The 21,078-nt window shown below is 69.5% G+C and carries 19 protein-coding genes and 1 riboswitch; of the genes, 6 read left to right on the top strand and 13 right to left on the bottom strand.

The window, feature by feature from the left end:
• Positions 1–183: 183 nt before the first annotated feature.
• Complete coding sequence (locus D7Y11_RS19980; protein WP_120581105.1) at positions 184–1,182, top strand: YafY family protein; 999 nt, start codon at positions 184–186, stop codon at positions 1,180–1,182.
• Here the strand turns inward: D7Y11_RS19980 and lpdA are convergent.
• Positions 1,179–2,576 carry a dihydrolipoyl dehydrogenase gene (gene lpdA / locus D7Y11_RS19985; RefSeq protein WP_120581104.1) on the bottom strand — a complete coding sequence of 466 codons (1,398 nt, stop codon included), beginning with the start codon at positions 2,574–2,576 and terminating at the stop codon, positions 1,179–1,181. The two genes, D7Y11_RS19980 and lpdA, sit on opposite strands and share 4 nt — an antisense overlap.
• 114 nt (positions 2,577–2,690) lie before the next feature.
• Here lpdA and D7Y11_RS19990 point away from each other — a divergent pair, with 114 nt between their 5' ends.
• Positions 2,691–3,809, top strand: coding sequence for a hypothetical protein (locus D7Y11_RS19990; RefSeq protein ID WP_233607340.1), 1,119 nt, complete (start codon positions 2,691–2,693; stop codon positions 3,807–3,809).
• Between the two features lie 59 nt (positions 3,810–3,868).
• Here D7Y11_RS19990 and D7Y11_RS19995 read toward each other — a convergent pair whose 3' ends face one another.
• The 10 genes from D7Y11_RS19995 to hisG form a co-directional block, all read right to left on the bottom strand.
• Positions 3,869–4,312 carry a DofB protein gene (locus D7Y11_RS19995; RefSeq protein WP_120562860.1) on the bottom strand — a complete coding sequence of 148 codons (444 nt, stop codon included), beginning with the start codon at positions 4,310–4,312 and terminating at the stop codon, positions 3,869–3,871.
• Positions 4,313–4,534: 222 nt separating this feature from the next.
• Positions 4,535–5,152, bottom strand: coding sequence for a bifunctional phosphoribosyl-AMP cyclohydrolase/phosphoribosyl-ATP diphosphatase HisIE (gene hisIE, locus D7Y11_RS20000; protein WP_121753697.1), 618 nt, complete (start codon positions 5,150–5,152; stop codon positions 4,535–4,537).
• Positions 5,149–5,931 carry a histidinol-phosphatase gene (gene hisN, locus D7Y11_RS20005; protein WP_121753696.1) on the bottom strand — a complete coding sequence of 261 codons (783 nt, stop codon included), beginning with the start codon at positions 5,929–5,931 and terminating at the stop codon, positions 5,149–5,151. The genes hisIE and hisN overlap by 4 nt, the downstream gene beginning before the upstream one ends.
• Positions 5,928–6,689, bottom strand: coding sequence for an imidazole glycerol phosphate synthase subunit HisF (gene hisF, locus D7Y11_RS20010; protein ID WP_120581100.1), 762 nt, complete (start codon positions 6,687–6,689; stop codon positions 5,928–5,930). The genes hisN and hisF overlap by 4 nt, the downstream gene beginning before the upstream one ends.
• Positions 6,689–7,234, bottom strand: a complete 546-nt coding sequence (locus D7Y11_RS20015) for an imidazoleglycerol-phosphate dehydratase (RefSeq protein ID WP_120581099.1) — start codon at positions 7,232–7,234, stop codon at positions 6,689–6,691. Before D7Y11_RS20015 ends, hisF begins: the two co-directional genes overlap by 1 nt.
• Positions 7,231–7,947, bottom strand: a complete 717-nt coding sequence (locus tag D7Y11_RS20020; protein WP_121753695.1) for a HisA/HisF-related TIM barrel protein — start codon at positions 7,945–7,947, stop codon at positions 7,231–7,233. Before D7Y11_RS20020 ends, D7Y11_RS20015 begins: the two co-directional genes overlap by 4 nt.
• Positions 7,944–8,537 carry an imidazole glycerol phosphate synthase subunit HisH gene (hisH, locus tag D7Y11_RS20025; RefSeq protein WP_121753694.1) on the bottom strand — a complete coding sequence of 198 codons (594 nt, stop codon included), beginning with the start codon at positions 8,535–8,537 and terminating at the stop codon, positions 7,944–7,946. Before hisH ends, D7Y11_RS20020 begins: the two co-directional genes overlap by 4 nt.
• Complete coding sequence (locus D7Y11_RS20030; protein WP_121753693.1) at positions 8,537–9,574, bottom strand: histidinol-phosphate transaminase; 1,038 nt, start codon at positions 9,572–9,574, stop codon at positions 8,537–8,539. Before D7Y11_RS20030 ends, hisH begins: the two co-directional genes overlap by 1 nt.
• Positions 9,571–10,872, bottom strand: a complete 1,302-nt coding sequence (hisD, locus tag D7Y11_RS20035; RefSeq protein ID WP_121753692.1) for a histidinol dehydrogenase — start codon at positions 10,870–10,872, stop codon at positions 9,571–9,573. The genes D7Y11_RS20030 and hisD overlap by 4 nt, the downstream gene beginning before the upstream one ends.
• Positions 10,869–11,726 (bottom strand): ATP phosphoribosyltransferase, encoded by an 858-nt coding sequence (gene hisG, locus D7Y11_RS20040; protein ID WP_121753691.1) that lies wholly within the window; start codon positions 11,724–11,726, stop codon positions 10,869–10,871. Before hisG ends, hisD begins: the two co-directional genes overlap by 4 nt.
• 293 nt (positions 11,727–12,019) lie before the next feature.
• Between hisG and thiO the strand changes: the two genes are divergently transcribed.
• The 3 genes from thiO to moaA all read left to right on the top strand — a co-directional run bounded on the left by thiO (position 12,020) and on the right by moaA (position 15,612).
• On the top strand, positions 12,020–13,135 hold the full coding sequence (gene thiO, locus D7Y11_RS20045) for a glycine oxidase ThiO (RefSeq protein WP_121753690.1): 1,116 nt from the start codon (positions 12,020–12,022) through the stop codon (positions 13,133–13,135).
• Between the two features lie 172 nt (positions 13,136–13,307).
• Positions 13,308–14,540: an HD-GYP domain-containing protein gene (locus D7Y11_RS20050; RefSeq protein ID WP_120575788.1), complete on the top strand. Its 1,233-nt coding sequence runs from the start codon at positions 13,308–13,310 to the stop codon at positions 14,538–14,540.
• A gap of 67 nt (positions 14,541–14,607) precedes the next feature.
• A complete protein-coding gene (moaA, locus tag D7Y11_RS20055; protein WP_121753700.1) occupies positions 14,608–15,612 on the top strand; it encodes a GTP 3',8-cyclase MoaA in 1,005 nt (334 codons plus the stop codon).
• A gap of 3 nt (positions 15,613–15,615) precedes the next feature.
• Here the strand turns inward: moaA and D7Y11_RS20060 are convergent, their stop codons facing one another.
• Complete coding sequence (locus tag D7Y11_RS20060; protein WP_120575787.1) at positions 15,616–16,023, bottom strand: DUF4870 domain-containing protein; 408 nt, start codon at positions 16,021–16,023, stop codon at positions 15,616–15,618.
• Between the two features lie 129 nt (positions 16,024–16,152).
• A complete protein-coding gene (gene thiC / locus D7Y11_RS20065) occupies positions 16,153–18,024 on the bottom strand; it encodes a phosphomethylpyrimidine synthase ThiC (protein ID WP_121753689.1) in 1,872 nt (623 codons plus the stop codon).
• Positions 18,025–18,068: 44 nt separating this feature from the next.
• A riboswitch (TPP riboswitch) is annotated at positions 18,069–18,181 on the bottom strand.
• Between the two features lie 211 nt (positions 18,182–18,392).
• On the opposite strand from thiC, the gene D7Y11_RS20070 reads away from it, so the two are divergent.
• Positions 18,393–20,375: an amidohydrolase gene (locus D7Y11_RS20070; protein WP_121753688.1), complete on the top strand. Its 1,983-nt coding sequence runs from the start codon at positions 18,393–18,395 to the stop codon at positions 20,373–20,375.
• The last annotated feature ends 703 nt before the right edge of the window (positions 20,376–21,078 follow it).

Below are 21,078 nucleotides of genomic sequence, written 5' to 3' on the forward strand. Positions count from 1 at the left end.
CCCCAGCATCGTCGCGATTCCCCGGCCCGCGCCCCGCGTCGCTCCAGCGACCAGGGCCACCTGTCCTTCGAGTGGCTTCATGTCAGTGCTCCCCTTTCAAGCGCCACCATGCATCCCCAATCCTGACAACCCCTGTCATGATTCCCAGCCCAGGCTGCACCTCTCCCGAAACCCAGAGGGCCCATGCGCGCGGATCGCCTCGTCCACCTGTTGATGCGCCTCCAGTCCCGGCCCCGCAGCACCGTGGGCGAGCTGGCGCGCGAGCTCCAGGTCTCCAGCCGCACCGTGCACCGGGACCTGGACGCCCTCTCCACCGCGGGCGTCCCCGTCTACGCCACCCGAGGCGCCACCGGCGGCGTGGCGCTGATGGAGGGCTGGCGCACGCAGCTCACCGGCCTCACCCGCCCGGAGCTCCAGGCCCTGGCCACGGTGGGCGCTCCTGGAGCCCTGGACGACCTGGGCCTGTCCGGACCGCTGCGCACGGGACTGGTGAAGCTGGCCGCGGCCCTCCCCGCCCTCCAGCAGCCCGCGCTGGAGCACGCGCGCCAGCGGCTCCACGTGGACGCCTCCGGCTGGTTCACCGGCCGCGAGCCCCTGCCGCACCTGGGCAAGCTGCGCGACGCCGCCTGGCAGGACCGCCGCGTGTCGCTGAGCTACCAGGACTTCGACGGCGCCCGCTCCCGGCGGACGGTGGACCCCTACGGGCTCGTGATCAAAGCGGACCGCTGGTACCTCGTCGCGGGCACGGACAAGGGCCCGCGCGTCTTCCGGGGCGGACGCATTGGCGACGTGCGGCTGCGCCCGCAGGGCTTCACCCGCCCGCAGGGCTTCGACCTGCCTGTGTTCTGGAAGGACTGGTGCGCGAAGTTCGCCACCGAGCGCCCCCGCTACGACGTCACGCTCTCCTGCACGCAGGAGGGGGAAGCAGCGCTGCGGAGGATGCGTCCCCCGGCCGACGGTGAGCGCATCGACAAGGCGCCCGCGGCACGCGGTGGGAAGCGGAAGGTGACGCTGGATTTCGAGCGGGAGTCCATCGCGGTCTCCCAGCTGTGCGAAATCGGGGCGGGCGTGGAGGTGCTCGCCCCGGAACCGCTGCGCCAACGGCTGGCCGCGCTGGCGGCCTCACTGCTGGCGCTCTACGGCGGGCCCGGCCGGAAGGGGCCGGGCCGCCGTCCCCGCTAGAAGTGCAGCGGGTGACCCAGCGTGGCCTCGGCGCCCTCGTGCATGATCTCGGAGAGCGTCGGGTGCGCGTGGATGGTGTGGGCCAGCTCCTCGGTGGTGATCTCCAGCTTCATCGCGACGCAGGCCTCGGCGAGCAGCTCCGTGGCGTGCGGCCCGATGATGTGGATGCCCAGCACCTCGTCGTACTTCTTGTCGGAGACGATCTTGATGAGGCCGACCGACTCGTTGGAGATGGCCGACTTGGTCACGGCGGCGAAGGGGGCGTTGCCCACCTTCACGTCGTAGCCGCGCTCCTTGGCCTTCTTCTCCGTGAGGCCCACGGACGCGACCTCCGGGTAGCAGTACGTGGCGGACGGCGTGAGGTCGTAGTTGATGGGCGCGGGGTTCTTCCCGGCGATGTGCTCCACCACCATCACGCACTCGGCGCTGGCCATGTGCGCCAGCATCGGCGTGGGGATGACGTCGCCAATGGCGTAGACGTTGGGCTCGCTGGTGCGGCACAGCGTGTCGACCTTGATGAAGCCGCGGTCCACCTGGACGGCCGTCTTGTTGAGGCCCACGTCCTCCGTGACGGGCGAGCGGCCCACCGCGGACAGGAGGATTTCGGCCTCCAGCGTCTTCGTCTCGCTGCCCACGGACATGGTGACGCGCACGCCGTCGGCGGTGTGCTCCACCTTCTCCACCTTCGCGCCCGTGTGAACGTCGATCTTGCGCTTCTTGAAGACCTTCTCCAGTTCCTTGGAGATGTCCGCGTCCTCGATGGGGAGCAGCGCGGGCATGTACTCCACGATGGCCGTCTGGCTGCCCACGTGGTTGAACACGGAGGCGAACTCGCAGCCCACCGCGCCGGCGCCCAGGACGATGATGCTCTTGGGGATGCGGTCGATGGTCAGGATGGAGTCACTGTTCATCACCCGCTTGTGGTCCACCGCCACGTTGGGCAGGGACTTGGGCACGGAGCCCGTGGCGATGATGATGTTCTTGGTCTCCAGGGTCTGCTTGGAGCCGTCCTCCGCCGTGACCTCCACCTTGCCCTTGCCGGCAATGCGGCCGTGGCCCTTCACCACGGTGATCTTGTTCTTCTTCATCAGGAAGTCGATGCCGTTGGCACCCTTCGTGACGACCTTGTCCTTGTGCTTCTGGGCGTTGGCCCAGTTGACGGTCGGGTTCGCCACATCGATGCCGAAGTCGGACGACTCCTTGATGTGGTGGAAGAGCGACGCCGTCCACAGCAGCGACTTGGTGGGGATGCAGCCGCGGTGCAGACACGTGCCACCCAGGCGCTTGTCCTTTTCGATGATGGCCGTCTTCAGCCCGAGCTGGGCCGCGCGGATGGCGCCCACATAGCCGCCAGGACCCGAGCCGATGATCACCACGTCGAAAGTCTCAGCCACACACGCCTCCGGTCATTTTTGCGGATGGAACTCGCGGGCGCTGATAACCCCCGGTCCCGGTCGGAATCAAGGAGTTTGCTCGTGCGTCGCTTCCCGCTCCACACGCTTCTCTTGATGCTAGTAGCGCTGCTGGCGTTCGCGCGCCTCTATTACGTGTCGCATCAAGCCCCGCCCGCTCCGGCCCCCGGGAAGGCGCCGGGCACGAAGCAGCCGGTGAAGATCACCCCGCCCGACCTGGGCCCCGCCGCGTGCCGGGGCCTGGACGCCGTCCTGGGGGACCTCCTCCAGCAGAGCGACGGGGGCACCGGAGGGGACGCGGGCACGGCCTGGAGCGACGCGCACCGGCAGCTGGGCGACTGCCCCACCCCTCCCGCCGCCGCCTGCGCCCGGGGCCCTGCCCTGGCCTCCCGAGCGCCGCTGACGACGAAGGACGGCCTGCCCCGTGAGCTGCTCGCCACCCTCTGCGAGCGATGTGCGCCCGCTGACAATCCCTGCGGCCAGGCGGTGACGCAGGCGTTGCGGGAGGCCGCGCGCCGGGGGAACCCGCCCCTCCAGGAGGCAAGCTGGAGCCTGGAGCACGCGGGGCCCGCCCTGGGCGCGGCCTGCCAGGAGCTCGCGCGCCAGGCCGTGGGCCCCGCGGCCATGACGGGGGCGGAGGTGGAACCGCAGCTGCTGGCGCTCACGGAGGCCCTGGCGCCCACGTGTGTGAAGACGGGGCAGTTGCCCCCGGCGCTCCTGAACGCTGCGGCGGTGCAGCAGGCCCGGCGGGCGCCCATGCTGGCGACGCTGAACACGGCGGGCACGGTGGAGACGAAGCCCATCGAGCCGGATCAGCCGACGGGGCCTGGGGATGCGTTCCGCGCGTTCGACCGGGACGAGCTGTCCGGAGTGAAGCTGCCCATGAAGCTGCCCATGGCGGACGCGGGCACGGGGGCTGACGGCGCGCTGCGGCTGGGGTACGCCCCGTCGCTGAAGTACGTGGCGTCCTTCCAGGTGCGGGCCACGGGGCCGGGCTCCCTGCGGGCACACGTCCGCGCGCCGGACGGCGTGGGGCACGCGGAGCCGGGGGGGAAGGGCTTCTTCGTGGATCCCACCGTCTGCCGCTTCCACGGCACGGGCAGGTGGGAGATCTGCAAGCCCGGGGTCCCCCTGCTCGACGTGGACGCGGTGAGCGTCCTTCCGGAGCGGCCGGGGGTGGAGCTGAAGGAGCTGGAGATCATCGGCGCCCGGTAGGCACGGGCGCCATCACGCACGCGGCGTCGGAGGGGCTCCGACGTCGCCCGCGTGGTGCGTCAGGCGATGAGGCCGCGGTCGCGCGCCTGACGGAAGATGGAGGACGCGTCCTTCTTCAGCGCGGTGGACACGTCCTTGACGATGGCGTCCGCCGACTTGGCGACCGACAGGTAGTTGTCGAACGTGCGCGTGAGGATGAGCACGCCCGAGATGATGACTCGCTGCAGGTTGTGCTGCAGGTCCGTGCCCTCGTAGACGAGCCAGGACTGCTCACAGTAGCGGCGGCCCTCGGCGACCATCTGGTTCAGGTGCGCGCGCTCGGTCGCGTCGGGAACCTTCGCCTTGGGGCTGATGGACGCGATGTAGAGCACGTTCTGCCCCAGTCGCTGCGTCGCGTCCTCCATCTGCGCCATGATGGCCTGGACGTCGTCCTTCGTCGGCGGGTTGTGCCAGCGCGAGAAGAGGACGCGGTCGATGAGTTCGGATTGGTACGTGGCAGACACGAAGCCTCCGGGATGCGAACGCTGATGACGACGGGGCCGCTTCGTCGGGCACGGCCCGTGTCGCAGGCCGGAATCTGTACCAGGATCACAGAGGCGGTTGAAGAGTAGCGGACACACGCATGCACCTTTGGGGCGCCTGTGTGCCAGTCACGCTGTGAGGATGCAGTGCAGCTGGACAACTCCGCCTGGGTCGCAACCGACACGCCGGGGTATCCAGGGAGTTCAGGGCCGTTTCGGACGCGCGCGGGCGGCGAGGACGGCCTTCACGTCGTCCAGCGTGACGCCCAGGGCACGCACCGCGACGAGCGCGTGGAAGAGCACGTCGGCGGCCTCTTCCGCGGCCCGGTGCGTGTCCGCGTCCGCGCAGGCGGTGACGAGCTCCGCGGCCTCTTCCCCCACTTTCTTCAGGCGCAGGTTCCGGTCCTCCAGCAGGCGCCGCGTGTAGCTGGGCTTCGCGCCTTCGGGCTGGGGACCGGCCGCGCGAGCGGAGAGCGTCGCGTCCAGGTGCGCGAGCGCGTCCCAGCGGCCCTCGCCGAAGCAGGTCTCCTCGCCGGTGTGGCAGGCGGGGCCGGCCTTGCGCACGCGAGCGAGCACCGCGTCTCCGTCGCAGTCCGCGGTGAGGGAGACGACCTTCTGGGTGTTCCCGCTGGTGGCGCCCTTGTGCCAGAGGCCGCGCGTGCGGGAGCGGTAGTGCATCTCGCCCGTTGCGAGCGTGCGCTCCAGCGCCTCGCGGTCGGCGTGCGCCACCATCAGCACGTCGCCGGTGCTCGCGTCCTGCGTCACCACCGTCACCAGCCCCTGGCCCTTGTCGAAGTTCAACCGGGAGAGCTCCAACGTCATGGCTGGACTCCCGAGCGCAGCACCTCGCGCACGCGCTTCGACAGCGCCGCGTTGGTGGCGATGCCGTCACCGCCGAACGCCGTGCGCGTGCCCTTCCAGTCGGTGAAGACGCCGCCGGCCTCCTCGATGATGGGCTGCAGGGCCGCCGCGTCCCAGGGCGACAGGCCTTCGTCCACCATGACCTCCGCGCGGCCGGTGGCGACGAGGAGGTAGCCGTAGCAGTCGCCCCATGTGCGGGAGAGGGACGCCTGCCGGGACAGCTCCTTCCAGGCCGCGCCCTTCGCGGGGTTCTGGAGGAAGCGCTCATCGGTGACGAGCACCACGGCCTGCGCCAGCGAGTCCTGCTCCGACACGTGCGCCGCGGATCCGTTCCAGAAGCAGCCCAGGCCCGGGGACGCGACGACCAGCTCGTTCACGGCCGGGAAGTAGGCCGCGCCCGCGAGGATGGTCTCCCCTTCGGCTACCGCGACCAGCGTGCCCCACAGCGGCACGCCCCGGATGAACGTCTTCGTGCCGTCGATGGGATCCAATATCCACCGGCGCTTCGCGCCCGGCCGGGACTCGCCGAACTCCTCGCCCAGGATGCCGTCCTCGGGGAAGCGCGCCTCCAACCATTCGCGGGCGGTCCACTCGGCGGTGCGGTCCGCCACCGTGACGGGCGTGCCGTCGCTCTTGGTGTCCACGGCGATGCCGCGCCGGAAGAAGTCCAGCGCCACGTCACCGGCCTTGCGCGCCACGTCGGCGGCGGCCTCCATCAAATCTCGCGGGTCCGCGTTCATGTCGTGCTCCGGATGGCGATGCCGTTGTCGTTCAACAGGGACTTCAAGGCGCCCACCGTGGTGAGGCCGTCGTGAAGGATACCGGCGACGAGCGCCGCGTCCGCGGCGCCCAGGGTCAGGGCATCGCGCACGTGCTCCGCGCGGCCCGCGCCTCCGGAGGCGATGACGGGCACGTCCACGGCCTCCGCCACCGCGCGGGTCAGGTCCAGGTCATAGCCCGTGCGCGCCCCGTCCCGGTCGATGCTGGTGAGCAGCACCTCGCCCGCGCCGCGCCGGACGCACTCCTTCGCCCAGGCCACGGCGTCCAGGTCCGTGGGCCGCCGGCCGCCGTGTGTATAGACGCGGTAGCGGTCTCCCTCGCGCTTCGCGTCGATGCTGGCCACCACGCACTGGGCGCCGAAGCGCTCCGCGCAGCCGGTGAGCAGCTCCGGCGTGGCCACGGCCGCGGAGTTGATGCTCACCTTGTCCGCGCCGGCCCTCAGCGCGCGGCCCACGTCGTCCACGGTGCGCACGCCTCCGCCCACCGTGAGCGGGATGAAGAGGCGCTCCGCGGTGCGCTGGACCAGGTCCCACAGCGTCTGGCGCTCCTCTGTGCTCGCGGAGATGTCCAGGAAGGTCACCTCGTCCGCGCCGGCCTCCTCATAGCGTTGGGCCAACTCCACGGGGTCGCCCACATCGCGCAGTCCTTCGAACTGGACGCCCTTCACCACGCGGCCGCCCTTCACGTCCAGGCAGACGATGATCCGTCGACGGAGCATCACTTCACCTCCAGGGAGACACTGCCCTTCATGCTGAAGACGACGCCGGAGTCCACCATCGCGTCGCGCAGCGCGAGCCCCAGCGCCTTGAAGGCCGCCTCGGTGAGGTGGTGGCTGTCCTTGCCGCGAAGCACGCGCAGGTGGAGCGTGATGCGCGAGTGCTCGCAGAAGGAGCGCATCCAGTGCTCGTACAGCCGGTTCTTCAACGGGCCCCGGTAGAAGAAGCGCCCGCCCGCGTCCAGGCACGCCTGCACCAGGGCGTCATCCATGGGCAGGGTGCGCTCGCCGTAGCGCGCGGCGGTGGCGGGGATGACGCGCTGGACGGCGGTGCCCAGGGTGATGGCCACGTCCTCCATCAGGTGGTGGCGCAGGTCGCCGCGAGCGCGCAGGGTCAGGTCCAGCCCCGCGTAGCGCGCGAACGTGGCGAGCATGTGGTCGAAGAACTTGAGGCCCGTGTCCACCCGGGCCACGCCGGTTCCGCGAGCCAGCTCCACCGTGACCTGGGTCTCCTTCGTTTCGCGAACGACCGTGGTGACCGTGCTCATTGCGTGAACTCCCGCGCGACCGCGCGCGCATCCAACCGACCTGTGTAAAGCGCCATGCCCACCACCGCTCCGTATGCGCCCACCTTCGCCAGCGAGCGCAGGTCCCCCAGCGTCGTCACCCCACCGGAGGCGTAGAGCCGGTGCCGGCTCGAACGGGCCACCTCCTCCATCAAGGGCAGGTCCACGCCACCCAGCTGCCCCTCCTTGTGCACCGCCGTGACGAGCATCCCGCCCAGCGACAGAGGCTCCAGCGCGGACAGCACGTCGCGGATGTCGCGAGCGCTGCCAGACGTCCAGCCGCGCGTCACGACCTCGCGGCCCTTCACGTCCGCGGCGACCACCACGCGGCCGGGGAAGCGCTCCGAGACCTCCGTGAGCCAGGCCAGGTCCTCGATGGCGCGGGTCCCCACGACGACCGAGGACGCCCCGCCCGCGAGCACCGCCTCCACGCGCGAGGCCTCACGCACACCGCCGCCCACCGTGAACGTGAGGCCCGGGGCATGCGACACCAGACGAGCCACCGCATCCGCGTTGGAGCCCTTGCCCAGCGCCGCGTCCAGGTCCACGACGTGGAACGTGCGGAAGCCCAGCGCGAGCCACTGCTTCAAGGCATCCAGCGGATCATCCACGCGCACGCGCTCCGCATCGTAGGAGCCCCCCACGAGCTGCACGCACGCCCCTTCCCGCAGGTCGATGGCCGGGATGGCGATCATGAGGACACCTCCTGGAGAAACGCCTGCACGAAGCGCACGCCCGCGTGAGAGGACTTCTCCGGGTGGAACTGCACGCCCAGCACGTTCCCGCGCCGCACGGAGGCGGGGAACCGGTCGCCCTCGTGCGTTGTCCAGCCCACCACTTCGCGAGACTCCACGGCACGGCAGACAAAGCTGTGCGCGTAGTACACGGTGGACAACCGCGCGGACTGGAGCGCCCGGTCCTCCTCCACGTCGTTCCAGCCAATCTGCGGAACATGCCGCGCGGCCAGCCGCGTCACCCGACCCGGGAAGTAGCCGAGTCCCTGCCCTGCCCCCTCGTCGCTCTCGTCGAAGAGCAGCTGCATGCCCAGGCAGATGCCCAGGCACGGCAGACCGGCGTCCAGCGCCTTGCGCATCGCCTCGCGTCCCGGAGCGAGCCTCGCCGCCGCCGAACCGAACGCTCCTACTCCCGGGAGCACCAGGACGTCGGTATCAAGTGCGCGCAACGGATCCTCCTGCACGCGCACGTCCGCGCCGGGCGTGGTGGCCAGCGCCTTGATCAGCGAGTGCAGGTTGCCGGCGCCATAGTCGAACAGGGTCACCCGCATCACAGCACCTCCTTCAGGGCCTTCAGCGCCGAAGCCACCATCGGCCAGGGACCGCAGCCGATGCGCAGCGCATCCCCCACGCCCGTGAGCCCTTCGAACACCCGCACGTTCACGTTGCGCTCCCGCAGCGCCTCGCCCACCCGCCGCGCCTCCGGCATGGGGACGAGGAGGAAGTTCCCTTCCGAAGGGAGCGGTTCCAACCCCAGCGCCTTCAAGGCGCCGCGCAGCCGCTCGCGGTTCTCCACCGCCTCCGCCGCGCAGGCCTCCATCCACGGGACGTCATCCGTGAGCGCGGCGACAGCCACGGCCTCTCCCAGCGCCGTGTGCTTGTAGGGCCCACGGGCCTTCTCCACCTCCGCCACCAGCGACGGTGCTCCAACGCCCCACCCCACCCGCAGGCCCGCGAGTCCGAACGCCTTGGACATCGTGCGCGTCACCAGCACGTTGGGCCGCGTCCGAGCCAGGTCGAGGAAGTCCCCGCCCCGTGTGAACTCCACATAGGCCTGATCAATGAGCACCACACCCGGAGCCGAATCCACCAGCCGCTCCACCGCCGCGCGCGAGGCCACCGTGCCAGTGGGGTTGTTGGGCGTGCACACGTAGATGAGCTTCGCCCCCGTGGCGAGCAGGCCGTTCACGTCCAGATCATGATCCGCGCGCAGCGGCACGGGCACCGGCTTGAGCGCGCTCAACCGGGCGTACATGGGCACCATCACGAACGTGGGATCCGGAAAGGCCACTGCGTCCCCGGGCTCCAGGAAGGCCCGCAGCGCGCAGTCGATGACGTCGTCCGAACCGCAGCCCGTCGTCACGTTCTCCACCGAGACACCCGCGTACGTGGCCACGGCGCGCTTCAGGTCCGGCGCATACCCGGCGGGATAGCGGGCCAGCCGAAGGAAGCCCTCCTCCCGCAGCACGCGATCCGCGGACGGCGGTGCGCCGAAGAGGTTGGTGTTGTCACTCAGGTCCACCCGGCACGGCTTCTTCGCCGGGGAGTACAGAGGGATGTCCCGATACGTCTCGCGAAATGGAATCACGGCACCCTCCAGGCCCGAGCCGCGGCCGCGTGGGCGAAGAGGCCCTCGCTGTCCGCCAGAATCCCCACGTCGTCCGCCATCGCCGCCGCCGCTTCCGGCGTCACGCGTTGCCACGTGGTCCACCGGTAGAAGTCCAGCACGCTCAGTCCCGAGTACGCCCGAGCCAGTCCCGCCGTGGGCAGCACGTGGTTCGCACCGGTGAGGTAGTCACCGAAGGCCACCGACGCGCGCTGTCCCACGAACACCGTGCCCGCGTTGCGAACCCGCGCCAGGTCCTCCGTGGGCGTCGCCGTCGCGAGCAGCAGGTGCTCCGGAGCGAACTCCGCGACGAAGGGCCACGCCTCCTCCAGCGAGTCGATGCGCAGCACCGCGCCCCTGCTCCCCAGCGCCGACAGGACGATGTCACCGCGCCGGGCGACGCGGGCCTGCTGCTCCACCGCGTCCCGCACCGCCTGCGCCAGCGGAGCGCCCACCACCAGCGCCACGCAGCAGGCCTCGGGGTCGTGCTCCGTCTGGGCCAACAACTCACGCGCCACCGCGTCCGGACGGGCGCTCGAGTCGGCGACCACCAGGATTTCGCTCGGGCCCGCGGGCGCGTCGATGGCGACGGCGTCCACCACCTGGAGCTTCGCGGCCGCCACGTACGCGTTGCCCGGCCCAACGATGCGGTCCACGCGGGGAACGCTCTGGGTTCCGTAGGCCAGCGCGGCCACCGCGCCCGCACCTCCCAATGCGAACACCCGATCCGCGCCCGCGAGCGCCGCCGCCGCGAGCACTCCCGCACTTGGAAGGCCGTCCGGCCCCGGCGGAGAGCAGACGATGATCTCGCCCACGCCCGCGACCTTCGCGGGGACCACCCCCATGAGCACGCTGCTGGGGTACACCGCCCGGCCACCGGGGGCGTACACACCGACGCGGCGCAGCGGATCCGGCCGGCGCCCCACGATGACCCCGGGCTCCGTCTCCACCTCGATGGCCTGGGGCCTCTGCGCCGCATGCGCCCGGGCGATGTTGCGCGCCGCGCGGGTCAACGCCTCGCGCACGTCGGAGGGAATCGACTCCAACGCCGCGTTCCACCGTTCACGCGGAACCTCCAGGGCCGCCAACTCCACGCGGTCGAACTCCCGAGCGAAGTCGAAGAGGGCCCGATCGCCTTCCGTGCGAACGCGGGCAATCAGCGCCTGGACGCGTGAGGCCACCAGCGCATCCGACGCTCCCGTGCGCGCCAGCAACCTCCGCCGCGCGTCGGGCTCCAGCGAGGACAAGGCCCCCTGGTACTTGAGGATGGAGGCGCTCATGCCATCAACCTCTCGATGCGCGTGACGAGGATGCCCTGCCCGCCCAGCGCCTTCAGCGCATTCACCGTGCGGTAGAGGTTCCGCGACGAGACCACCGCGTGCACCGCGACGAAGTGGCCCCCGTTCATCACGTCCACCACCGTGGGGCCGTTGAGGCCGGGCAGCACCTCGCGCACCTGCTCCAGGGACGTCTTCGGGACGTTGGCCATCAGGTAGCGCCGCCCGCGCGCCGCCAGCACCGACCCCAGCCCCTGCGTCAGTTCCTCCAGCGCGCGCCGCGCCTCCGAGCCGTTGCGCGGACACGCCACCAGCCGGGCGCTCGACTCCAGCACGGTGGCCACTTCCTTCAGGCCGTTCATCTTCAACGTGGACCCCGTGGACGTGAGGTCCACCACGATGTCCGCGATGCCCAGGTGCGGAGCGATCTCCGCCGCGCCGCTCACCGGCACCACCGTCACCTTCTGCCCTCGCTGCTGGAAGAAGGCCTGCGTCAGCCGGGGGAAGCAGGAGGCCACCCGCATCCCCTCCTTCACGTCCTCCACGCGGGAGATGCCGCTCTCGTCGCGCGCGGCCACCACCAGCCGGCAGCGGCCGAACTCCAGGTCCATCAGCGGCTCCAGCTCGCGCCCGGCCTCGTTCACCAGGTCCCAGCCGGTGACGCCCGCCTGCGCGGCGCCGTCCGCGACGAACTCCGGGATGTCCTGGGCTCGGACGAAGATGGCTTCGAACTCGCCGCCCAGGGACGCGGTGAGGGCCCGCTCGCCGCGGGCGCGCACCTCCAGGCCCGCGTCGTTGAACAGCTCGCGCACTTCCTCGGACAGACGTCCTTTGTTGGGCAGGGCAATCTTCAACATGGGTGGGCTCGGGGGACTGCGGTGGCGGAAACGAAAAAAGGCCCGTCCTGGGGGGACGGGCCTTCGATCACTGCGGCATCTGCCGGAAGCGGGTGCGTTCTAGTGCGTCACCCAGGCATGCGCGCGGCGAACGGTCCCGTCGTGGGCCGGCCGATGATGCGCATGGTGATGATGCAGGGACGTGGAACGCACGGCCCTAGGGTTAACGACCGGAGGCCTCAGCGTCAAGTCGCCCCGGGTCATGGACTGTCTTGACGCTTGCAAACCCGTGCTCGCTTGAGCACAAGCGGCGCATGGCAACCTCCGACGTCCTCGTGGTGGGCGGTGGTGTGATGGGCTGTGGCATCGCGCTCAAACTCCGTCAGGCCGGTGCGCGCGTGACGGTGCTGGAGCGCTCCATCCCCGGCGCCGAAGCCTCCAGCGCCGCCGGCGGCATCCTCGCGCCCCAGTGGGAGTCCGAAGGACCGGGCCCCTTCTTCGAGCTGTGCCTGCGAAGCCGCGCCCTCTACGGAAGCTTCGCCGCCGAGCTGCGCGAACTCTCCGGCGTGGACATCGCGTACCGGCCGTGCGGCCTGCTTCGCGTCGCGTTCGACGAAGCGGACCTGCATCACGTGGAGTCCACCGTGGGCTGGCAGCACGGCATGGGGCTGCGCGCCGAGCTGCTCGACGGCAAGGTCGCGCGCGAGCTGGAGCCGCGCCTGTCCACCGCCGCCGTGGGCGCCGCGCACTTCCCGGATGATCACCAGGTCGACAACCGGCTCCTCGTGCGCGCGCTCACCATGGCCGCCGCGCGCGTGGGCGCGGTGTTCAAGAGCGGCTACGTGCGCGGCGTGGTGCACGAGCACGGCCGCGCGGTGGGCGTGGACCTGGACGGCGAGGTGCTCCGCGCGGACGCCGTGGTGCTGGCGGCGGGCTCGTGGTCGTCCCTGGTCCAGGGTGCGGGCGTGTCGGCCCAGGCGGTGCGCCCGGCGCGCGGACAGATGGTGCAGTTGCAGACGCGGCTGCCCCTGCTGGAGCGGGTGGTGACGTCCGCGAAGGGCTACCTGGTGCCGCGCGCGGACGGGCGGATCATCGCCGGGAGCACCATGGAGCACGTGGGCTTCGACAAGCAGGTGACCGCGGCGGGGCTGGCGCGCATCCTCGACATGGCGCTGCAGCTGTGCCCGGACCTGGCCAGCGCGCCCATCACGGAGACCTGGGCCGGCTTCCGCCCCTGGACCCAGGACGCGCTGCCGTACATTGGAGAAGGCCCCTCGCCCGGCCTGTTCCTCGCCACCGGCCACTTCCGCAACGGCATCCTGCTCGCCCCCATCACCGCGAAGCTCGTCGCCCAGGCCGTGCTGGGAGAGAAGCCCTCGGTGGACCTCACCCCCTTCCGTTACGACCGGGGGACGGTGGCGCGCGGTTGACGCGGCGTGCCTGCCCGCCCTACTCCGGAAGACGGGGAATGCCTCAAGGACCGGAGACGTTCAGTTCGGAACCAGGGCTCGCACCCCACCCTGGATGGCAGGGAGGCGAGGGGGTGATGATTTCTCGCACTCGTTCGCCTTTAATCCCTGGAAACCTCTAGAATCTTCGGCCGTGGAAGCCATCCCCCCCGCACCCCCCAGAATCCTGATCGTCGACGACGATGATTCCGTCCGCGACGTCATCTCCGTGCTCCTCCGTGAGGAGGGCTACAACTGCGTCGTGGCCAATGGCGCCGAGATGGCGCTCGACGTCGCAGGCGAAGAAGAGACGCCGCTCGTCATCAGCGACATGAAGATGCCGGGGCGCGACGGGTTGTGGCTGCTGGAGAACCTGCGCGAGCGGCTGCCGGACACGTCCGTCATCATGCTCACCGGCTACGGCGACACCGAGTCCGCCGTGGATTGTCTACGCCGGGGCGCGGTGGACTACCTGCTCAAGCCACCCAAGCTCACGGACCTCATCCGCGCCATCGAACGCGCGCTCGCCAAGCGCCGCATCGAGATGGCGCGCAAGCGCTACCAGAAGAAGCTCGAGGGCAAGGTGCGCGACCGCACCGCCGAGCTGCGCAGCGCGCTGCACAACATCGCGAACACGTACCAGAACACGCTGCTGGCATTGGTGGCGGCCCTGGACGCGCGCGAGCACGAGACGAGCGACCACTCCCAGCGCGTGGTCAGCTACACCTCCGCCATCGCCACCCGCATGGGCATCCACGGCAAGGAGATGGAGGAGATCGGCCGCGGCGCGCTCTTGCACGACATCGGGAAGATCGGCGTGCCGGACGCGGTGCTGCTCAAGCCCGGCAAGCTCACCCCCGACGAGTGGTTGGAGATGCGGCGTCATCCGGAGATCGGCTTCCAGATGATCCAGAACATCCCCTTCCTCTCCACGCCGGCGGACATCGTCCTGTCGCACCAGGAGCGCTTCGACGGCGCGGGCTACCCCCGCAACCTCCAGCGCAATGAGATCCACATCGGCGCGCGCATCTTCGCGGTGGCGGACACGCTGGACGCGATGACGAGCGACCGGCCGTACCGCAAGGGCACGACGTTCGCGAACGCCATCCAGGAGATCAAGCGCTGCGCCAACACGCAGTTCGACCCGGACGTCGTGAAGGCGTTCCTGGACATCGGCGAGGAGGGCCTCATCCGCATCAAGAAGGAGATGGCGGAGAAGAAGCTCAACCCGATGCAGGCCGCCGCGGACGCCGCCGAGTCCGAGGCCGAGCTGGCGCGGCTCACCGACCTGGACGACGAGCCCGACTCCCCGCCGGTGGGCAGCACCGCCACGCCCATTGGCGCGCCGCCCGCCGTCATCCGTTCAGCCTCAGGGACCGAAGGCTGAAGCGGACCGCGGGAAGCGGTGCCTTTCCGCGCGGGGGTTGCTATCCATGAAGGCGGAAGGCCCCGCGATGACCGCCCCCCTGCCCGCTTCCAATCCGCTCGCCCCCCCGCTGTGTGACGCGCAGGGGCGGCGCATGACGTACCTGCGGCTGAGCGTCACGGACCGCTGCAACTTCCGCTGCACCTACTGCTCGCCCGCGTCGTGGGGCGGGAAGAAGGACCTGCTCGACGCGGGAGAGTTCGAGCGCATCGTCTCCGTGTTCGCGCGCATGGGCATCCGCCGCGTGCGCCTGACAGGGGGCGAGCCGCTCGCCCGGCCGGACATCCTCGACATCGCGAAGCGCATCGCCGCGGTGCCCGGCGTGGAGCACCTGGCCATCACCACCAACGCGAGCCGCCTGGAGTCGCTGGCCGGGCCGCTGCGCGACGCGGGCGTCACCCAGCTCAACCTGAGCCTGGACACGCTGTCCGCGGAGGTGTTCCGGCGCATCTCCAAGCAGGGCGACTTCGAGGCGGTGCTGCGCGGCATCGACGCGGCGGCGGGCTCGGGCTACCAGTCGTTGAAGCTCAACGTCGTGGTGATGCGCGGCATCAACGACGCGGAGGTGCCGGAGCTGGTGACGTACGCGCACGCGCGCGGCATCACCCCGCGCTTCATCGAATTGATGCCCTTTGGTCAGGGCACACCGGTGCCCACGGCGGAGCTGCTGGAGCGCATGGCGGCTTCAGGCCGCGTCCTCACCGAGGAGCCCCCGGAGAGCGCCGCATCACCCACGTCCGGGCCGGCGCGCTACTGGAGCACGGACAGCGGGCGCGTGGGGTTCATCTCCCCGCTGACGCAGAACTTCTGCGGCGGCTGCAACCGGGTGCGGGTGGCGTCCAACGGCGACCTGCGCAGCTGTCTGGGCGGCCGGGCGCAGGCGCCGCTGCATCAGCTCATCCGGGGCGGCGCGACGGACGAGGAGCTGGCCGTGGCCGTGCGCCGCGCGCTGGGTGAGAAGCCGGAGGGGCACCGCTTCACGGAAGCCGGAAACGGCGCCACGCTCCTGCCCATGATGGGCATTGGCGGCTGAGGGCTACTTCACCAGCCGGATGTTCACGGGGTAGCGGTACAGCTCGCCGTCGTTGGCCTTCAGGCCGGCGATGACGCTGAACACCAGCGACGCCAGGAAGACGATGGCGCCCGTGACGACGCCCAGGCCCAGCGCGCACACCAGGATGCCGGAGATGGCCATGCCGATGGTCGTGGTGATCTGGAAGTTGAGCGACTCCACCGCGTGCGCGCGGATGAAGGACGACTCCTTGCCCTTGGCCAGCATCAGGAACAGCGGCACCGCCCAGCCCAGGAAGCCCGCGCCCACGATGAGGCCGGCGATGGAGCCCAGATGGGCCAACATCCCCATCGTCTTCTCATCCTGGGTCGCCGTCGGCGAGCCGGTGATGAACGTGCCGAACTGCTGATCCTCGCGCTGACCTGGCTCCATGAGACGCCCTCCCAAACTGAGTGGGGCGCGACGGGTGCGCCCGGATGAGCGCACCATGACATGCCGTGTCGGTGCCTGTCATCCAGCGGACAGGGGCCGAGCCTGCGGGCCCCCGCCCACCGGCGGCCTTCAGCGGTACAGCTCGTGGCCCGCCTTCTTGAATTCCTCGCTCTTGTCCTTCAGCCCCTGCTCCAGGGCCTGGGTCTCGTTGACGCCGACCTTGTCCGCGTAGTCGCGCACGTCCTGGGTGATCTTCATGGAGCAGAAGTGCGGGCCGCACATGGAGCAGAAGTGCGCGACCTTGGCGCCTTCGGCGGGGAGCGTCTCGTCGTGGAAGGCGCGGGCGCGCTCGGGGTCCAGGGACAGGTTGAACTGATCCTCCCAGCGGAACTCGAAGCGCGCCTTGGACAGGGCGTTGTCGCGAGCCTGCGCGCCCGGGTGGCCCTTGGCCAGGTCCGCGGCGTGGGCGGCGATCTTGTACGTGATGACGCCCTCCTTCACGTCGTCACGGTCGGGCAGGCCCAGGTGCTCCTTGGGCGTCACGTAGCAGAGCATCGCCGTGCCGAACCAACCGATCATCGCCGCGCCAATGCCGCTGGTGAAGTGATCGTAACCGGGCGCGATGTCCGTGGTGAGGGGCCCCAGCGTGTAGAACGGCGCCTCGTGGCACACGGCGAGCTGCTTCGTCATGTTCTCCTGGATGAGGTGCATGGGGACGTGGCCGGGGCCTTCGATCATCACCTGCACGTCGTGCTTCCAGGCCACCTTGGTCAGCTCGCCCAGCGTCTCCAGCTCGCCGAACTGCGCGGCGTCGTTGGCGTCCGCGATGGAGCCGGGGCGCAGGCCGTCACCCAGGCTGAAGCTGACGTCGTACGCCTTCATGATCTCGCAGATCTCCTCGAAGTGCGTGTAGAGGAAGTTCTCCTGGTGGTGGGCCAGGCACCACTTGGCGAGGATGGAGCCGCCGCGGCTGACGATGCCGGTGAGGCGCTTCGCGGTGAGCGGCACGTACTGGAGGCGCACGCCTGCGTGGATGGTGAAGTAGTCCACGCCCTGCTCGGCCTGTTCGATGAGCGTGTCGCGGAAGATGGCCCAGGTGAGCTCCTCGGCCTTGCCGTTCACCTTCTCCAGCGCCTGGTAGATGGGCACGGTGCCGATGGGCACGGGCGCGTTGCGGAGGATCCACTCGCGCGTCTCGTGGATGTTGCGGCCGGTGGACAGGTCCATGACGGTGTCCGCGCCCCAGCGGATGGACCAGACCATCTTCTCCACCTCCTCCTCGATGGAGGACGTGACGGCGGAGTTGCCGATGTTGGCGTTGATCTTCACCAGGAAGTTGCGGCCAATGATCATCGGCTCCAGTTCCGGGTGGTTGATGTTCGCGGGGATGATGGCGCGGCCCCGGGCGATCTCATCGCGCACGAACTCCGGCGTAATCACGCGCGGAATCGAGGCGCCCCAGGAGTGGCCGGGGTGCTGGGCAGCGAGTGAAGCGTCGAGCTTCTGGTTCTCGCGCACGGCGACGTATTCCATCTCCGGCGTGATGATGCCCTTGCGGGCGTAGTGCATCTGGCTGACGTTGGCGCCGGCCTTGGCGACGCGGGGCTTGCGGATGTGGCTGAAGCGCAGGCCGTTGAGGCGCGGGTCGGTTTCGCGGGCGCGGCCGTATTCCGACGTGATGCCGTCCAGTTCGTCCGTGTCGCTGCGGGCGCGGATCCAGTTCTCACGGACGGCAGGAAGGCCCCGGCGCAGGTCGATGTCGGCGGAAGGGTCGGTGTAGGGGCCGCTGGAGTCGTAGACGTGGACGGGGGGGTTGGCGGTCTCCGGGCCGGCGTGGCCGTGGTGACGCGTGGGTGTCTGGGCGATTTCGCGCAGGGGGACGCGGAGGTCGGGGTGCAGGGACCCGGGCACGTAGACCTTGCGCGAGGCGGGAAGCGGGCCACGGCTGATCCCCTCCAGCACCTTCCCATCGACCTTCAGGCTCTTGGACGCTCCACTCATCGGACGGCTCCTCGTGAGAACGGACGGAGACGGAACGGGAGCATGGCGCGCCCACACCGCTTCCCTCCGCCGGTGCTAACCGGTTCAGGTTCAAAGGGATCGGACGCGGACACGCGTCCATCTCAGCCCCCTTCCGGAGGCGCCCCTAGCGACTGCGGAGCGGTGTAGCGCAGGGGGAAGCCCGCTTCAACCCGTGTGGAGGTGAGCCTGGGCCCAGTGGACGCACGGTGGCCCTACGGGGAGGGCTCATCAAAGACTCGCATTGACACGTCAAACACAAACCTGACGCGTCAAGAAAATCACGAATTACAACTTTAACGACAAAGTGGGACTTCGTAGACTGCGGGCTCCCTTCAACAGGAGTTCACATGCAAAAACACTCCCTCGCGATGCTTGGAGCATTCGCGATGCTGACGTCGTGCGCGACGAACCGCCCCGTCCTCCCCGGGCCCGAGGTCGACGACACGACCCTCTTCGTCGGCAAGATCATCACGCTGGATGACAACGGGACGATTGCCGAAGCCGTCACAGTGGACGGCAAGGGCCGCATCTTGAAGGTCGGGACCGAGAAGGACCTGAGCGCGGGGCTTGGCGTGGGCTCCAAGCGCGTCGAGCTGGAGGCGGGACAGGTCCTCCTGCCCGGGTTCATCGATCCCCACCTGCACATCTTGCCGACGCTCATCCAGAGCGTGCTGGGCACCCACAACCTGGCGCCCTGCCTTCCGCCTCCCTACAACCTGTCCACGCCCGAGGAGTGCAAGAAGCACGAGGACCTGCTCAGCGCGCTGAGTTCCATGACCCTCGAGCCCACCACTCCGGAGACGGCCAAGATGTTCGTCCTCGGGATGAACCTGGATCCGTCGCGGCAGCAATTCATCGCCGGCAAGTGTGGCGTGAAGTCGACCATCAACTTCATGCAGCAGCCGAAGCTCTACCTCGATGCGTGTGTGAGCAAGGACCGGCCGGTCCTCATCCTCGACCAGTCGGGCCACCTCGCCTATGTGAACGAGAAGGCGTTCGAGGTCGTCTGCAAGGGACAGAAACCCTGCACCCCTCCGGGTTCGGTGGCGGACGGCGGAGGGCGGTGGGTCGTCGGCAGCGATGGCCAGTACACCGGGTTGCTAGAGGAGGCCGCCGCCTTCGCGCCTTTCCTGGGGGCGACACAGCAGGGAATGCTGATGGAAGCGAGCATCCCTAAGGGCAGCCTCCAGGACCTCCAGAAGGCCATCCAGGCCCTGCGTGAAGCCGGGCTCACGACCATCGCGGATGGCGGGCTGTCCAGCCGGTCGCAGGTCGAGCTGATCAAGCTCCTCGCCATGAACCCGACCTTCCCGCTGCGGGTCACGGGCGTCGTGACCTACGACGCCGCGGGGCCAGTCATGAACCCGGACGGGACCGTCGCCAAGCCGGCACTCAAGCCAACCGGGCCCTCGTGCACCCCGAGCCCGACCAATGACTGCGCGCTGCCCAAGTGGCTGGGCGCCGGTGCCATCAAGCTCTGGGTGGACGGTTCGACGCAGGGCTGCACCGCGCTGCTCGGAAAGCCGTATGCCTACAGCTCGAACGGACACTGTCCGGACGCGAAGGAGGGTCAGGGCGACTTCAAGAGCGCGAAGGAGCTCGCGGACGCCATGCGCCCGCTCTGGCCTGATTCGGCCTGGCGGTTCCAGCTGCATGCCAATGGCAATCAGGCGAACCAGTGGGCCGTCGACGCGTTCTCCCAGCTCCAGTTGGAGCAGGCCAACACGCACCGGATGCTGCTCATCCACAACACCGTGGGCCAGGAGTCCGTCTCCCAGGCGATTGGGGAGCTGCGCAAGGGCACCCATGTCTCCGGGCAGCAGAAGGTGCCGGCGATGGACCTGCGGGTGACGCACCTCATCGGCCACGTGGCGTACTGGGGTGATGCCCTGGCGCAGATGCTCCAGAAGAATGGAGCGCACAAGGACATCGACATCGACCCGGTGGACTTCAACCGCCGCAATGGCATCCCATACTCCTTCCACAGCGACTCCATGGTGACGCCGGCGCGGCCGCTCTGGTTCGTCGAGCAGGCGGTCACGCGGCGCACGTGGGCCTATCCGGACTTCCAGAAGACCTATGTGCTCGGGCCCCAGCATGCGACGACCGTCGAGGAGGCCCTGCGCGCGGTCACCATCGAGCCGGCGCGCCAGCATGAGATTGACAGCTGGGTGGGCAGCATCGAGCCGGGCAAGGTGGCGGACTTCGTCGTCCTGGGCGCCAACCCGCTCGACCGTGACGCCTCCAAGGGCGGGGACCCGACGACCCTCAGCCAGATTCCGGTCGTCCGGACGTACCTGGGCGGCAAGGATCCCGCGAGCAGGAACTGAGTGAGTCCCTCAGCGCGTCGTCCGAATCGCGGGCGACGCGCTGTTTATCGGGTGACGCTCGAAGACTGCACGGAATCCGTCCGAATCCTCCGGGAACTTTCTGGATCGGGGCTTGTCCAAACGAATCGTGAGGATTGGACCAGCAATCGGGCATGGGCGTGCCAGACGGGAATGGAGCCATGGAGTGCGACTGAGACTCTGGCGCGCGCTGGCGACTCTCGTGATCGGCACTGCGTCAGGCTGCCGTGACCGGCAGTCTCCCTCCTGTCTCCGGCTCGCCGATGTATGCGCCGAGTTGTGTGCAGGGAAGCCGGAGCCGAAGTTGCCCGCTCACTGTCCGCATCCCGTCTGCCTCTGCAATCCTGATGCAGGTCTGTGAACGCCACACCCACGCAAACGGCGCCTGTGCCCCAACCAGCGCTGAGTTTCGTCACGTGCTGTCATTAAAGCCGCATGACCCGATGCCACCTGAGAACGGGTTGCCAGGGCACGCCGCAACGCCATCCCGGCCCATTCGAGCTCTTCCTGCGACAGGTCCATGCCCAGCAACTCGTGGCCCTGGTCGTGCTCGATGACAATGCCCCGACCCCGGGAGACGTTAGGATGGGCGTGCCCTTTGCCTTCGGGAGTCCGGTGAAACGTTCAAGCTGGGTGGCGCTCTGCGGCGGTGTGGTGCTGGGTTCGGTGCTCACCTGGGGCGTTC

Source organism: Corallococcus sp. AB018, from assembly GCF_003986945.1.
Lineage (GTDB): Bacteria > Myxococcota > Myxococcia > Myxococcales > Myxococcaceae > Corallococcus > Corallococcus exiguus.

Coding starts and splice junctions, on each gene's coding strand:
- D7Y11_RS20015 (WP_120581099.1), bottom strand. CDS start 7,234: ATGAGCACGGTCACCACGGTCGTTCGCGAAACGAAGGAGACCCAGGTC.
- D7Y11_RS20020 (WP_121753695.1), bottom strand. CDS start 7,947: ATGATCGCCATCCCGGCCATCGACCTGCGGGAAGGGGCGTGCGTGCAG.
- D7Y11_RS20070 (WP_121753688.1), top strand. CDS start 18,393: ATGCAAAAACACTCCCTCGCGATGCTTGGAGCATTCGCGATGCTGACG.
- hisIE (WP_121753697.1), bottom strand. CDS start 5,152: ATGACGTTGGAGCTCTCCCGGTTGAACTTCGACAAGGGCCAGGGGCTG.
- moaA (WP_121753700.1), top strand. CDS start 14,608: ATGACCGCCCCCCTGCCCGCTTCCAATCCGCTCGCCCCCCCGCTGTGT.
- D7Y11_RS20060 (WP_120575787.1), bottom strand. CDS start 16,023: ATGGAGCCAGGTCAGCGCGAGGATCAGCAGTTCGGCACGTTCATCACC.
- hisH (WP_121753694.1), bottom strand. CDS start 8,537: ATGCGGGTGACCCTGTTCGACTATGGCGCCGGCAACCTGCACTCGCTG.
- D7Y11_RS19990 (WP_233607340.1), top strand. CDS start 2,691: ATGCTAGTAGCGCTGCTGGCGTTCGCGCGCCTCTATTACGTGTCGCAT.
- hisF (WP_120581100.1), bottom strand. CDS start 6,689: ATGCTCCGTCGACGGATCATCGTCTGCCTGGACGTGAAGGGCGGCCGC.
- hisN (WP_121753696.1), bottom strand. CDS start 5,931: ATGAACGCGGACCCGCGAGATTTGATGGAGGCCGCCGCCGACGTGGCG.
- thiO (WP_121753690.1), top strand. CDS start 12,020: ATGGCAACCTCCGACGTCCTCGTGGTGGGCGGTGGTGTGATGGGCTGT.
- thiC (WP_121753689.1), bottom strand. CDS start 18,024: ATGAGTGGAGCGTCCAAGAGCCTGAAGGTCGATGGGAAGGTGCTGGAG.
- hisD (WP_121753692.1), bottom strand. CDS start 10,872: ATGAGCGCCTCCATCCTCAAGTACCAGGGGGCCTTGTCCTCGCTGGAG.
- D7Y11_RS19980 (WP_120581105.1), top strand. CDS start 184: ATGCGCGCGGATCGCCTCGTCCACCTGTTGATGCGCCTCCAGTCCCGG.
- hisG (WP_121753691.1), bottom strand. CDS start 11,726: ATGTTGAAGATTGCCCTGCCCAACAAAGGACGTCTGTCCGAGGAAGTG.